Below are 13,644 nucleotides of genomic sequence, written 5' to 3'. Positions count from 1 at the left end.
CTTTAAAACACAAATGAATCTTATAAACCTTATTACTGCATGAATCAAGACTACAGTGATCACTTTGATGAGTTTAATGAGGCTACCATAGCCGATGCAGCCAAGAGGTTTGAGTCCATTCTTCTGAGAAAAGAAACCCCTTATTTTAGCGAGGAAATTTTTGAATCGCTTTCAGAATATTACATGGTCAAAGGTAAATTTGACTTTGCCATGAAGGCCTGTAATCATGGTCTGAAGCATTATCCGCATTCGTTGGATTTGATTCTCAACAAGACACAGATATTGATCAACAAGTTTGAGTTGGAAGAGGCCACCGAATTGTTGGACAGTGCTAGTATTTTTCATCCATCCGATACCGAAATTGAGTATTTCAGAGGAGTTATCTTGATGTGTTCGGGCGACAATGCCGAAGCTCTAGATTTGTTCCGACAAATTTTGCCACTCGCTGAGGAAAAAGAAAATGTGTATTTTCAAATGGGTATGGCCTTGGTGAGCTTAGGTCAAATTCCCGAAGCTATTGATTCGTTTAGTAATGCAATTGCCTGTAAATCTAAGAACGAACTGGTTTATAATGAGTTAGTTTACTGTTTTGATGTACAGTCGAACCTTCTCGGTGGAATTGATTATTTCAATCAACTCATAGACGAAGACCCGTATAACCAACTGGCGTGGTTTGCTTTGGGTCAATGCTACAACCAGCTTAATCTTTATGAAAAAGCCAAAGATGCCTTTGAATATGCCGTGGCCATTGAAGGTGATTTTGCCTCAGGTTGGTATAACCTCGGCTTGAGCCAGATGAATTTGGAGAGTTTTGCTGATGCCAAAGAGTCATTTATCAATACCTTGAGATTCGAGGAACATTCTGCCGAAGTTTTGACGCACCTTGCTGCTTCGCACGAAAAACTCGAGGAATACGCCGAGGCCTACAAAAATTACAAGAAGGCTGCAGATATGGACGAGTTCTGGGACGATGCATGGTTTGGTATGGCCTCCGTTCTTTATGAGCAAGAGAAATATTTAGAGTCGATACATTTTGTAAAAAAAGCTATCAAACTCAACGATATAAATAGCGATTTTTGGTTGTTATTGGCTGATAATGAGTCTAAACTGGGCAATGTAATATCTTCAGAAGAAGCTTATGATAAAGCCGCTGATTTGGACCCCATCAACGCCGATATTTGGCTCAATTGGTCGCTTTTGTATTTTGAGCAAGAAAACTATCACCGTGCCTTCGAAATTGTCTACGACGGCATTGAAGAAATACCCGATGACGCCGATTTGTACTACCGAGCATGTACTTATCTGCTCTACAGTAGCAGTTTCAACGAAGCCTACAAATATCTGCAAGAAGCCTTAGTCTTAGATTACGACAAACACGTTCAATTGTACGATTTCTTCAGTAACTTAGATACATTGAAAGCTTTGCAAAGGATTATTGATCAGTTTAGGAAGTAAGGGTTTTAAAGTGGTAATTTATTATTGATTGCTATATTTAGAATTGAAAAAGCAATGCAATGAAAAAAAATAAACATATCATCTTTTTAATAGCAGGATTGATTTTTTCATGTAGGCAACATGACAAATCAAGCGGCAATTCAACTACGACAATTACACAAGAAGAAAACCAATTCAAAACAAATTGTGGATGTGAAACTGATAGTTTAAAAACCGAAAATACAACAAACTGCGATACAACATTTTTGAGAAATGAGAGTAAATTATATTATCAATTCAACTGTGATTCAATTTGGTTAACATTAGAGAATTTGAAGGGTCTTAAAAGAATAATTTATGTAGAAAAAGATAATTTTGATGAATTCTATGGTATACAATGGCGAATTGGATATAAATTTATTAAGGAGTATAATAAATATTTGCTTTTCAGAAGCGGTTGTCCAGCTAATGGTCCATGTAACTTTGTCCTCATAGACAAGACGACAGGTGAACTAAATAGAGTTCTTGGTGAACTAATTTATGACCATGAAAATAATGTTTTCTATGATTTTTTATTGTATTTTTCAACTACAGATGACTCAATAATTGTAGATTTTATAGACTTAAACAAACAAATGAAAATCACAATTGATAAGTCGCATTTTACAACAGTAACTCCAGAATACAATTTTGAAAAAATATCATTTAGTAAAGGGATAATTACACTTACATATTTTTACGGTGACAACAACAATCCAAAACTTAAAACTATTTCGGTGGATACGAAAAAATACAGCCACCAATATGTTATTGGGTCAAGCGGGACTGTCGGAATTGATTGAAAATTTGGAACTTTAATAGACATTTGTACTAGGGTTGAGCAGAAGGAATTCTATTTCCCCACATGCCAAAAGCCCTGAACGGTACAGATATTAAAAGAGCGATTTGACTTTCAAATCGCTCTTTTTAAGTAATAGAATCCATTAAAATCCGTGTATCAATCCGTGAAATCCGTGTGCCATAAACAAACAGGAATTTCAACTACAACAATCCGGACCACAGCATGCTGCCTTTTCTGCTGGTTTTTCGGCATAAACGGTTACACTGAAAATACCCATTTTAGAGTTTTTGAAATCTTCTAATTGTTGAGCATCAAGATATTGGCTAAGGATATCGTCTGGTATAATTATGGCTTTTTCTTTTTGTAGGGTGATATTCGCAAATCCTGTTTCTTTTATCATTCCAAAATATTCGTCTTTTTGAATCGCCCCAGATACGCATCCAGCGTACATTTCAACTGCATTTTGTAAGTTTTCTGGTAAATTACCCACCAAAACCACATCAGAAATACTAAAGTGACCGCCTGGTTTTAGCACTCTCATGATGTCTTTCAAGACCGCCTTTTTATTCGGTATCAAATTCAGCACGCAATTGCTGACAATAACATCGGCAATATTGGCTGTAACTGGCATTTTTTCAATATCTCCTTGTCTAAACTCCACATTATGAAAACCTCTTATTTCAGCATTTACTCTCGCTTTGTCTATCATGGCAGGTGTGAAATCTATGCCTATTACTTTGCCTGATTCTCCCGTTTCTGCTCTGGCTATGAAACAATCATTTCCTGCTCCGCTACCCAAGTCTATCACCACGTCGCCTTTCTTTATTTTGGCAAATTGGGTTGGAAGTCCACATCCCAAACCAAGGTCGGCATCAGGGTTGTAACCTTCTAGCTGTGTATAATCGTCGCTCATAATATTGTAAACCTCTGTAGAGCAGCCGCTTGACCCACAGCACGACGACATATTGGTTTCTTTGTCTTGCAAAGCTATTTCACTATATTTTTGCTTTACAATCTCTTTTAATTGTTCTTCTGTTTGCATTTTTTGTATTCGTTTAAATTTTTATAATCGTAATAATGCGATGAATTTTCGCAAAAAAATATTAACAACAACTCGTTTTGCTTAAAAAATAACTACTAAAAAGCTCATCAATATAGCTTTTGGCTTGATTTAGCTCGGTTTCATCTATACAATAACACACCTTCGCTCCTTCAATTTCGCCTTTTATGAGGCCAGCATCTTTCAGTTCTTTGAGGTGCTGTGAGACTGTACTTTGTGACAATGGAAGTTCTTCCACAATATCGCCACAAATACAAGACTGCCTCTTTATCAATATTCTAAGTATAGCTATTCGTGCCGGGTGCGACAATGCTTTTGCATATTTTGCAAGCTTATTGTCTTTAACTGTAAACTCTTCTGACTTAGTTAATCCCATATTTTTATTTTCTTATCGCAATATTACGATGATTATTTATATTTTTCAAACTATTTCGGATATTTTTTTTGAAAAGCCTTCGGGAACTTGGTTTTTGATAAAATATAGGGTCTTTCGGTATAATTTCTTGTACAAAATTTTATTTCCAGAAAAATAATCTTACCTTTGCAGTCCCAATTTTGGGGAGATAGTATTTAATTAATTAATTTTTAACAGTTTACAATGCCTACTATACAGCAGTTAGTAAGAAAAGGAAGAGAGACATTAATGTACAAGTCGAAATCTCCGGCATTGGATTCTTGCCCTCAGCGTCGTGGGGTGTGCACAAGAGTTTATACTACTACACCAAAGAAGCCAAACTCGGCTCTTCGTAAAGTAGCTCGTGTACGTTTAACGAACCAGAAAGAGGTGAACGCCTACATTCCAGGTGAAGGTCACAATTTGCAAGAGCACTCTATCGTATTGATTAGAGGTGGTCGTGTGAAAGACTTACCAGGTGTACGTTATCACATCGTTCGTGGGGCATTGGATACAGCCGGTGTAAACAACCGTAAGCAGAGTCGCTCTAAGTATGGTGCTAAACGTCCTAAGCCAGGTCAGGTAGCGGCGGCACCAACAAAAGGTAAGAAAAAATAACAAGAAAATCTTTATAGTCTCTCACTGAGAGCACATATAGGGGAAGTAATGTTTGGTATTACCGAATGTGAATTAGTTTAAATCATTAAACGAAACCTTCTTAAAAATTTAAGAAATGAGAAAAGCAAAACCAAAAAAGCGTTACGTGTTACCTGATCCAAAGTTCAGAGATGTAACAGTAACAAAGTTTGTAAACAACATGATGTACGACGGTAAAAAATCACTGGCTTACGGTATTTTTTATGGTGCATTAGAGATTGTTGAGAAACGTACGAGCGAAAACGGATTAGAAATCTGGAAAAAAGCATTGAACAACGTTATGCCAGCTGTAGAGGTTAAAAGCCGTAGAGTTGGTGGTGCTACTTTCCAAGTTCCTACTGAAGTAAGAGCCGATCGTAAACAGTCATTAGGTATGAAATGGATGATCAACTACGCTCGTAAGCGTGGTGAGAAAACCATCACTGAGCGTTTGGCTGGCGAGATTATCGCTGCTTCGAAAGGTGAAGGTGCATCTGTGAAAAAGAAAGATGATACACACAGAATGGCGGATGCGAACAAAGCATTCTCGCACTTCAGATTGTAATCTTCTGATTCAAACCAAAAAGAGACCTCTCGATTTTTCGAGAGGTTTTTTTGTGCGTAATGGTTAGGTAATTTAGAAATCTACACAGAAATTCCATTTTCTGTCCAAAGTCATAAATATTGATTTGGTTATTTTTTAGTTTTATCATTCAACCTAAAATAACCCAGATATGACCAGTTTCAGAGTAAGGCCTAGGTTCAGGACAGAATACCCCCAAAAGCCAAAGGAATTAGTAGAAAAAATCAATAAAAGATTAGAGACGCAGAACGACCATATAGATGGCAAAGTGTTTCTCACCCACGGACTTTTTAGGATATTACCCGAACATCAACATTTTTGGTCACCACAGCTCAATGTTTCATTTGAAGAGACAGATGATGGAACCATACTCCGAGGTATGTATGGGCCGCACCCCACGGTTTGGGCGGTGTTTTTATTTGGGTATGCAATTTTGGGCTTGGCTTTGTTTTTTACAACAATTATTGGCTTAGTAAAATACTCGCTACATATTGAAAGTCAGATACTTTGGTTTTTGCCGTTTTTGCTGGGTGGTTTGGTTATTCTATATTTTATAGCACAAACTGGTCAGAAAATGGGAGTGGAACAAACTTTTCAATTGCATCATTTTTTTGAGGAATCCATTGGGGAAACTGTTCATATTAGCTAAGAGGTGGTTTGGATAGCGTTTTTTGTCTTGAAAAATATCTAGTAGGCACGAAATTTGAGCGGTTTTAAGTTCGTAGGAAACAAAAATGAAGGTTTTTCGGATTCTCTACGGATAACAACAACTCATATTGATGCTAAAGTCTTTATCCATATTTACAGTTTTCGTATTAACGAATATATCTCTTTTCGCCCAAGAGTTTGTCATAAATTGGCAAAAAACACACGGCGGCGAACGAAACGAGGTAGTTTACGGCGGAGCTGAAACTTCTGATGGTGGTTTTATAATGGTTGGTTCTACTAACTCTAAAAATAGCTTCGATGTCAAAGATTCCCGTGGGTTTGATGGTACAGGCGGAAACGATTTCTGGATAGCTAAAGTATCGGTTTCTGGAGCATTGGTTTGGTCTAAAACCTTCGGTGGTTCTAAGGATGACGTAGCTACTTCAATTGTTAAAACTTCCAATAACGAATACATGATTTTAGGTACCACGCAGTCTACCGACGGTGACGCCAACTTCAACGGAGTTAACGGAGGTTTACTGCTTATAAGACTTAAAGAGAATGGCGATTTGGTTTCGAGGCGACTTTTTGCAGGTGGAAATGGCAGTTCTGGAGTTACTTATCAGCAGGTAAATAGTTTTAGTAAACCTACCATAAGACTTTTGGCTGATGGTCAGTTCATTATTGGTGCCACTAGGCTGATAGGTGTAAATCCTTTTTCAGGATATGATTTTTATGTAGCTAAATTATCGACTTTCGGAGATACCCTTTGGGAGAAAACATTCGGCGGGGGGTTGGAAGATTACATGAACGATATTATTCCGACTTCTGACGGTGGTTACTTGATGGTAGGAGGTACACTTTCGCTTGAAAGGGACATTTCAGGTGCTGGACAAGGTTTTCTTGATTTTTTGGTTATAAAAATTGACGGTGCTGGTCGACAAGTTTGGGAAAAAGGTTTCGGTGGAAATAGCTACGACGTGGCTTTTTCGGCTTTAGAGAATATTTCAAAAACAGGCTTTTATATAGTTGGGGAATCGAGTTCGTCTAACGGGCAGATTGGGAATTCGCTCGGTGAAAAAGACGGTATTATTCTCAACTTAGATAAAAATGGTCTTTTAGTGAACAAATACCACTTTGGTGGCAAAGATAACGATGGTTTTTATAGTGTAGTTAGAGGAGGCGATGGTCTTCTTTACGCAGCAGGGACAAGCCAATCGACCATAGGTTTGGTAAAACCCAAAGGTCCAATTACGGATGTATGGCTGATGGCACTTAATGAAGGAACATTTGCTCCTGTTTATCATAAACTTTTTGGTGGGGCAGACATAGACTTAGCACGACAAGTCATTTATACTTCTAAAAAAGGGCTATTTCTTGCATCCAGCAGTCGTTCGGCTGATGGCGACGCTACGCTCAATCGGGGTCAAAGTGATTTTTGGGCCTTAAATCTTAGCCTTCCTCCTCCTATAATTTTTGGAAGGTTTCAAGCATTTTTGAATAATAATCAGGATATAGAATTGGCCTGGACGACTACTTTTGAGCAAGATTCGAAGTCTATATTTGTTGAAAAAAGTGATAATAACAAAGATTTTTTTCAAAAGGATGAACAGTTTGCTGTTGGTACTTCCACTGGGATAGTATCTTATAGGTTTATTGACAGAAACCCAGTGTTTGGACAAAATTATTACAGATTGCGTTATACCGACGTGGGAAATAAGTCATACATCGGGCCAACGGTAAGTTTTAATTATAGCCCGTTGTCAACAACAAATGATCCTATCGACAAATTCAAGATTTATCCCAATCCAGCTACCGAGTATATTTTGATTGAAACTTTTTTAGATAATCCCACTATTCAATTAATAGATGCCAAAGGCGTTGGAGTGGCTTTTGAGCTTGAGAAAACAGGCGATTCGTCCTACAAAATGATATTGAAAGGTGATTTAACCATGGGTGTTTACCAAGTGGTTGTTGCCAATCAGATAGCCAAGCAGACCAAGAAAATAATTGTTAACTAAGTCTTTTAGGGTTAAATTGCGTAAAATTTGACTTTAAATAAATGACTAAAACTATAAAATGGGGGATTTTGGGTGCAGGAAAAATTGCCGCAAAATTTGCCTCTGATTTGAATAAAACCCATGGCTGCGAATTAGTTGCGGTAGCCAGCACATCACTTTCAAGGGCTCAACAATTTGCCATTTCGCATGGTGCTAAGCATGCATTTGAAGGTTACGGTGCTCTTTTTGGCGTCGAACTCGATATTGTTTATGTGGCCACCCCTCATACTTATCACAAAGAACATACGCTTTTGTGCCTGAACAACGGAGTGGGCGTACTGTGCGAAAAACCCTTTGCCATGGACGAGACCGAGGTAGATGAAATGGTGAAATTGGCCAAAACCAAAAAACTATTTCTAATGGAAGCCATGTGGAGTAGGTTTCTACCTAGTTTTTTGAAGGTAAAATCATCCATAGAAGAAGGTCGAATAGGTGAAATTAAAACCATTGCTGCTGATTTTGGTTTTCAGGCCGTTTATGATGAAAAATCTCGTCTATTTAATCCTGAATTGGGAGGTGGGGCATTTTTAGATATCGGTATTTATCCTGCATTTTTGTCTCTGTTTTTGTTGGGATATCCTTCCAAAATAATGGCCGCAAGTATATTTGCTCCTACTGGAACAGATGAGACTACTTCATTTATCTATCAATATGACAATCAGGCAACGGCATTGCTAAATTGTACAGTTGGAGCCTATACCGATTGTGAAGCACGTATTTATGGAAGTAAGGGCTCTATTGAAATGCATGGTAGATTTCACGAAGCCACTCGTTTAACTTTCTTTGGTTCAGAGGGAGAAGAGTTGGAGACACTGGAATTCCCGAGAGATACTTTTGGATACAATTATGAAATCGAAGAGGCGAATGAATGTCTCAGAAAAGGGCTGACGGAAAGCCCTAATTGGTCACTTGCAGATAGTAATAAACTCATTCATTTGTTAGATAAAACGAGAGAAGTTGCGAAGATAGTCTATTGATTGTCAATACAAAAAACCAAAGAGCCAAAGAGGTATTTTGTTTTTATGTCCAATTTCTATCTCGTCAACGGCCAGATAGGAATCTTCAATGTCGGCAATTTGAGCGAATGTCTTCGTAGAACCTCCTATCTCAAATATATATTTTTCGTTAACCAAAAAATCCCCAATTTTTGTAAAATTGACCTGTTGTGTCGTTTTTAATTGGTTGAGAAAGAATAATTCTCTCAAAGTTCCTCTGTTTACTGTTTCCCAATTAATAGCATGTGCAAGGTTAGGATTTTGCAAAAATATTTTCTCAGGTTTTGTAAGATGGGAGTACGATTTTGTGTTTACCGTCAATAAATTTATGATTTCGGCTTGCTCCAAATAATACAAATACTGCGTCAGCGTATTTCTTGTAAGGTCAACACTTTCAGCGAGTTTGGATATATTCGGCTGAAATGGTACAGCACCAGCTATTACTTTTATGAGTCTTTTGAGTTTACCAACATTGTGGATGTTGATGTCCAAAATATAAGGTAAATCCACCTCCAAAGTTACTCCTAAAATAGTGGTCAGTTTTTGATAATAGCTTTTTTTGCTTTGTAAATAAAATGGGAAATAGCCCATTTTGAGGTACTCATTAAAATACGCCAGTGGCTTGATTCGCTCAATAATTTGTGTTGAAATTTCTACGTGGTTTTTTGAAATTTCTTGAAATGTGTATTTCTCAAACCTAGTCTTTGTTTCTATTTGAATGTATTCTCGCAGCGACAGTCCATGTAGCTGGTAACTAACCACACGTCTACTAAGGTCGGCGTAGCCTTTATACACCTGTAGTATTGAAGATGAAGAAAAACACACTGACAGTCCGCCAAGTCTGTCATAAATGTTTTTTAGTTCGATGCTCCAGTTGTCATATTTGTGTATTTCGTCTATGTATAAATGCGTTCCGCCTTGGTTATAGTGGTATTCGGCTATTTCCCAAATAGATAGTCCTGAAACTTGTATATCGTCCATGCTCACAAAAAGTGCTTGATTGGCCGTCTTATGTGTTTCTTTTATGTACTGCAGCATCAAAGTAGTTTTACCAACACCTCTGGCTCCTTTGATGGCAATCATTCGTTCATCCCAATCTATTTGGTCAATAAAATCCCTCCTAAACTCGGTTTTAAGTTTGGTTATTGTTTTTTGGTGATTTTGATATAGAAAGTCCATTTTGTTATCTGTTATTAATTTTGCTTTCTAAGAAAAGCAAAATAGACATTAAATTGCTTTCTGTAAAAAGCAAAAATACATATAGTATTTCAAATATGGAATTTTTAAAAGGTTTATTTTGCTTTTTAAATTAAGCAATTATTTATTAAAAATGCTTTATAAAATAAGCAAAAATATTATATAATTGCTTTTTATAAAAAGCAATTATGGATCGATAATATCAAACTTTTCTTTTTATATATGTTTTTAATACTCTGATTAAGAGTGTTTTATTGTTTTGTGAAATAAAAAAAAGCCCCGAAAATGGAGCTTTAAGAAGATTGAAATCCTTTTTATATAAAATATCTAATTTATCTGATTGGAATATTCAACTGAGTGTTTTCCCAGTTTAATGTCATGTCAATTCCATTGTCGGCTACTTGATTTAGTTTTATAGTGAGTTGTTCGGTTGGTTCCACAGTTTTTTCAGCTTCTATTTTGAATCTCAAATAATCCTTACTTTCGTCGTAGTTGGTACCCCACTGCCCTGTTTCTGTATTGAGTATAATTGTCCAGTAACGTTCACCTGGAACGGTCCAAAGGCTATATTTGCCGTCTTTAACTTTTCTTTTGCCAAAGCTACAGGTTCTAGAAAAACTGATGGTGGTGGCCTCGTTGGCACCTGTACGCCAAACAGTATTATAAGGAATGAGTTCTCCGAAAATCTTTCTGCCTTTCATCAATGGTCTACAATAGCCGAGTTCAACTTTCAGGTCTCTGCTGCCTTTGGCAGTTAGTTTTTCGAACGGACTGTGGCTTTTGGTATAATAACGAACACCAAAAAGTGCCAAAACCAATACGCCAACCACAATAAAGATAATATTCAGGGCTTTTTTCATGTTTTTTAGGTTAACCGTTAGGTCGCAAAGACATAAAGTGTAAATATTCTTTAAGTTGATTGCAAACCATTACGGACTGTTTATTTTTAAAAAGTTAAGGTTTTTGAACCTATGTCATACAAAACTATTAATTTTTTATTTCGCAATTCGGCCTCTTCTTTGATTTTTTCCACGATCCATTTTTTATTTGAACCATCTAGAACTATTGTGCCTTCAAACTTCTCCAGATTTTTGAGGTCTTTGATTGCGTTTTGAGAACAAACTAGATACTCAATTTTTGGGTCTATAACTGGGCCATTTGGCGTTTTGATCCATTGTATATTTTGTAATTTATTATTAATTAAGAAATTACCTTCTTCGGTAACTGCTTGGGTTTTATAGCTTTTGATACCTCTAGCATCATAATAGTTTTTGAGGTGGAATTGATAAATAAGTGGCTCTTTACAAAGCGAATCAGTGGAAATGAAAGTTGCTGAACGACCTTCTATCACCGATATCCCCCAACCATTTGGTATAAAATGAAAGGTGATTTCTTTTTGTTTATTCTGATTAGAAAGTTGGTAAGCACCACTACAAGTGAGATAAATACAAATAACGGCTATGAGTTTGAGGTACTTAATTTCTTTGTTTTTGAAAAACAAAAGTGCAAAACCAATAGCCAAAAAGAGTAAAATAGCGGTAGTAGCCGAAATGGAAAGTCCCGTAGTTAAGGCATTCGGCAATTCAGCAATTAGGTAAACCGAGTAATTGAGAATGTTGATTAGCCATTTAAAAACAAAGCCCAAACCTGCTCCCAAGAAGGGTATTTTTGCCACAAATAGAACCAAAAGTCCAATAGGCAGCATCACTGAGGATATCAAAGAAACCACAGGGTTAGCCAATAGAAAGTAGTTTGGGAACTGATGAAAATAATATAAGGTTAGGGGCAAGGTTAATATTTGAGCCGCAATGGAAACGGCAGAAATTTCCCAAATCCATCTAAGGGGCTTCCATGGTATGTAAAATAACCTTTTTAAGCTTGGATAAATAATCATGATACCCAAAACTGCCAAATAAGATAACTGAAAACCAACATCATAGAGCCAGGTCGGTACTATGATGAGCAGTACAATGGCTGATAGGAGTAGGGTATTGACAGGGTTGTCGTCTCGCCTGAAATAAGTACCAAACTGTATCATAGAGAACATCAAGGTGGAGCGACAAACACTTGGACTCAAGCCCGTAAATATGGCGTAGGACCAAAGAGAAACCAATATAACCACCAAAAAAGTGGGTTTCTTTTTGTTTAGAAATAAGCCAAACAAGGCGTTAAGTACCACGAATAGAATAACAACATGCATGCCCGAAACCGCCAAAACATGTATGGCTCCTGTCGCTGAATACCATTGTTTGGTTTCGAAGTCAAGCTCGGCCTTCATGCCGCCAATCATGGCTTCTGCCACACCCATTTGTTTTGGAGTATCCAACATTTCTTTGAAAACCGTGTGGGTGTAAACGTTGAGAGAGTTGGCAAATTTGAATAAAGACCAGCCTTTCATCTCCCCAGCTTTTATAAAATCGCCTTCTCTCAAAAATTGATGGGTAAAGATATTTTTTCGAGCTTGGTAGGTTTTGTAGTCAAATTCTAATGGATTTTTGGGTGGCTCTATTTCCCTCAGTGTATTTTTTAGTATATAAATTTCGCCGTATTGAGGTACAACCTGTGCTTCTTTGTTGAAATAAAGCATGGTTTTTCCGACTACTTTACTCCATTTTCCATTCTTTTTTACGGCAAAAATCTGAGCTGTGACTTTATAAGTTTTCGGTTTAGACTCGGTATAAGAGTCTATCATGGCCATGTATTGGTCAAACTGCCCCACTTTGGTGATGTGATTGGACTGATTTTTTTGGTTGAAAAGATAAGAGCTCCCTAGCCCAATACCAAAGAACAGAAAAGGGACTAAATATCTCATAAACCTTAATTTTGTGATTTTGGCGGAGAGAATTCCTAAACTGAGTATAATGCTTAGAAAAATGTAAATATGGTTTAACTTGGGCTGATACCACTCGGATACATATATACCTGCCACTAGCAGAATAAAATATCGAAGTACGGGTATTGACCTCAAGTACATATTAATAGGACTCTTTTTTGCTTGGGAAATCTCCTGATTTTACATCAGTTATGTAGTTGGTAAAAGCGGTGTTCATTACCGTGGCTAGGTCGGCGTAGCGTCTAAGAAATCTCGGAGAGAAGTCTTTGTTTATGCCCAGCATATCATGTATGACCAATATCTGCCCATCGCAACCATTGCCTGCTCCTATGCCTATCGTTGGTATTTCTAATGTTTCGCTGACTTCAGTGGCTAGTTTAGCGGGAATTTTCTCTAGAACCACCGCAAAGCATCCCAAATCCTGAAGCAACTTGACGTTATCCCTTAGTTGTTGGGCTTCCTCATCTTCTTTGGCTCTAACCGTGTAAGTGCCAAACTTGTAGATAGATTGTGGAGTAAGACCTAAATGACCCATGACAGGTATGCCTGCACTCAAAACTCTTGCTATGGATTCTTCTATTTCTTTTCCACCCTCCATTTTTACGGCATGGGCACCTGATTCTTTCATGATTTTTATAGCAGACCTCAAAGCTTCCTCGGAGTTGCCTTGATAGCTCCCGAAGGGTAAGTCCACCACAACTAATGCTCTTTTAACGGCTCTGATGACCCCTTGGGCATGATAAATCATTTGGTCTAGCGTTATGGGCAAGGTGGTTTCGTGACCCGCCATAACGTTGGAGGCGGAGTCGCCAACCAAAATCACCTCAATACCTGCGGCATCTACCAAGGTAGCCATAGAAAAGTCGTAAGCGGTAAGGCAAACGATTTTTTCTTTTTTCGTTTTTAGTTCTTTTAGGGTGTTGGTAGTTACACGCTTGATTTCTGAATGTACTGACATAATGC

Annotated in this window: 13 protein-coding genes; 7 read left to right on the top strand and 6 right to left on the bottom strand. The window is 37.5% G+C overall.

Translation table 11 applies throughout. The annotated features are described in order from the left end of the window. The first annotated feature begins 39 nt into the window (after window positions 1–39). Window positions 40–1,455: a tetratricopeptide repeat protein gene (locus EGI31_RS07560; RefSeq protein WP_255036596.1), complete on the top strand. Its 1,416-nt coding sequence runs from the start codon at window positions 40–42 to the stop codon at window positions 1,453–1,455. Window positions 1,456–1,514: 59 nt separating this feature from the next. Next, window positions 1,515–2,276, top strand: a complete 762-nt coding sequence (locus EGI31_RS07555; protein ID WP_255036595.1) for a hypothetical protein — start codon at window positions 1,515–1,517, stop codon at window positions 2,274–2,276. A gap of 195 nt (window positions 2,277–2,471) precedes the next feature. Here EGI31_RS07555 and EGI31_RS07550 read toward each other — a convergent pair whose 3' ends face one another. Further along, a complete protein-coding gene (locus EGI31_RS07550; RefSeq protein ID WP_255036594.1) occupies window positions 2,472–3,317 on the bottom strand; it encodes an arsenite methyltransferase in 846 nt (281 codons plus the stop codon). Between the two features lie 61 nt (window positions 3,318–3,378). Then, window positions 3,379–3,711 carry an ArsR/SmtB family transcription factor gene (locus EGI31_RS07545; protein WP_255036593.1) on the bottom strand — a complete coding sequence of 111 codons (333 nt, stop codon included), beginning with the start codon at window positions 3,709–3,711 and terminating at the stop codon, window positions 3,379–3,381. Between the two features lie 222 nt (window positions 3,712–3,933). Between EGI31_RS07545 and rpsL the strand changes: the two genes are divergently transcribed. From rpsL to EGI31_RS07520, 5 genes are all read left to right on the top strand, one after another. Next, complete coding sequence (gene rpsL, locus EGI31_RS07540; protein ID WP_255036591.1) at window positions 3,934–4,347, top strand: 30S ribosomal protein S12; 414 nt, start codon at window positions 3,934–3,936, stop codon at window positions 4,345–4,347. A 115-nt stretch (window positions 4,348–4,462) separates the two neighbouring features. Then, complete coding sequence (rpsG, locus tag EGI31_RS07535; RefSeq protein ID WP_255036590.1) at window positions 4,463–4,930, top strand: 30S ribosomal protein S7; 468 nt, start codon at window positions 4,463–4,465, stop codon at window positions 4,928–4,930. 169 nt (window positions 4,931–5,099) lie between these two features. Continuing rightward, complete coding sequence (locus EGI31_RS07530) at window positions 5,100–5,597, top strand: hypothetical protein (protein WP_255036589.1); 498 nt, start codon at window positions 5,100–5,102, stop codon at window positions 5,595–5,597. Window positions 5,598–5,727: 130 nt separating this feature from the next. Next, entirely contained in the window at window positions 5,728–7,617 is a 1,890-nt protein-coding gene (locus tag EGI31_RS07525; RefSeq protein ID WP_255036588.1) for a T9SS type A sorting domain-containing protein, read from the top strand. Between the two features lie 41 nt (window positions 7,618–7,658). After that, on the top strand, window positions 7,659–8,633 hold the full coding sequence (locus EGI31_RS07520; RefSeq protein WP_255036587.1) for a Gfo/Idh/MocA family protein: 975 nt from the start codon (window positions 7,659–7,661) through the stop codon (window positions 8,631–8,633). Window positions 8,634–8,636: 3 nt separating this feature from the next. On the opposite strand, the gene EGI31_RS07515 is transcribed toward EGI31_RS07520, so the two are convergent. From EGI31_RS07515 to panB, 4 genes are all read right to left on the bottom strand, one after another. After that, window positions 8,637–9,830, bottom strand: coding sequence for an ATP-binding protein (locus EGI31_RS07515; RefSeq protein ID WP_255036586.1), 1,194 nt, complete (start codon window positions 9,828–9,830; stop codon window positions 8,637–8,639). Between the two features lie 350 nt (window positions 9,831–10,180). After that, window positions 10,181–10,708, bottom strand: a complete 528-nt coding sequence (locus EGI31_RS07510) for a DUF2911 domain-containing protein (RefSeq protein ID WP_255036585.1) — start codon at window positions 10,706–10,708, stop codon at window positions 10,181–10,183. An 86-nt stretch (window positions 10,709–10,794) separates the two neighbouring features. After that, window positions 10,795–12,822, bottom strand: coding sequence for a ComEC/Rec2 family competence protein (locus EGI31_RS07505; RefSeq protein WP_255036584.1), 2,028 nt, complete (start codon window positions 12,820–12,822; stop codon window positions 10,795–10,797). Between the two features lies 1 nt (window position 12,823). Then, on the bottom strand, window positions 12,824–13,639 hold the full coding sequence (gene panB / locus EGI31_RS07500; protein WP_255036583.1) for a 3-methyl-2-oxobutanoate hydroxymethyltransferase: 816 nt from the start codon (window positions 13,637–13,639) through the stop codon (window positions 12,824–12,826). Window positions 13,640–13,644 lie beyond the last annotated feature (5 nt).

This window comes from Lacihabitans soyangensis (assembly GCF_024343775.1).
Taxonomy (GTDB): Bacteria; Bacteroidota; Bacteroidia; order Cytophagales; family Spirosomataceae; genus Leadbetterella; species Leadbetterella soyangensis.
The sequence above is the reverse complement of the archived record's forward strand: the minus strand, read 5'-3'. Positions and strand labels throughout refer to the sequence as shown.

Coding starts and splice junctions, on each gene's coding strand:
- rpsG (WP_255036590.1), top strand. CDS start 4,463: ATGAGAAAAGCAAAACCAAAAAAGCGTTACGTGTTACCTGATCCAAAG.
- EGI31_RS07555 (WP_255036595.1), top strand. CDS start 1,515: ATGAAAAAAAATAAACATATCATCTTTTTAATAGCAGGATTGATTTTT.
- EGI31_RS07530 (WP_255036589.1), top strand. CDS start 5,100: ATGACCAGTTTCAGAGTAAGGCCTAGGTTCAGGACAGAATACCCCCAA.
- EGI31_RS07550 (WP_255036594.1), bottom strand. CDS start 3,317: ATGCAAACAGAAGAACAATTAAAAGAGATTGTAAAGCAAAAATATAGT.
- rpsL (WP_255036591.1), top strand. CDS start 3,934: ATGCCTACTATACAGCAGTTAGTAAGAAAAGGAAGAGAGACATTAATG.
- EGI31_RS07520 (WP_255036587.1), top strand. CDS start 7,659: ATGACTAAAACTATAAAATGGGGGATTTTGGGTGCAGGAAAAATTGCC.
- EGI31_RS07545 (WP_255036593.1), bottom strand. CDS start 3,711: ATGGGATTAACTAAGTCAGAAGAGTTTACAGTTAAAGACAATAAGCTT.
- EGI31_RS07515 (WP_255036586.1), bottom strand. CDS start 9,830: ATGGACTTTCTATATCAAAATCACCAAAAAACAATAACCAAACTTAAA.
- EGI31_RS07525 (WP_255036588.1), top strand. CDS start 5,728: ATGCTAAAGTCTTTATCCATATTTACAGTTTTCGTATTAACGAATATA.
- panB (WP_255036583.1), bottom strand. CDS start 13,639: ATGTCAGTACATTCAGAAATCAAGCGTGTAACTACCAACACCCTAAAA.
- EGI31_RS07510 (WP_255036585.1), bottom strand. CDS start 10,708: ATGAAAAAAGCCCTGAATATTATCTTTATTGTGGTTGGCGTATTGGTT.
- EGI31_RS07560 (WP_255036596.1), top strand. CDS start 40: ATGAATCAAGACTACAGTGATCACTTTGATGAGTTTAATGAGGCTACC.
- EGI31_RS07505 (WP_255036584.1), bottom strand. CDS start 12,822: ATGTACTTGAGGTCAATACCCGTACTTCGATATTTTATTCTGCTAGTG.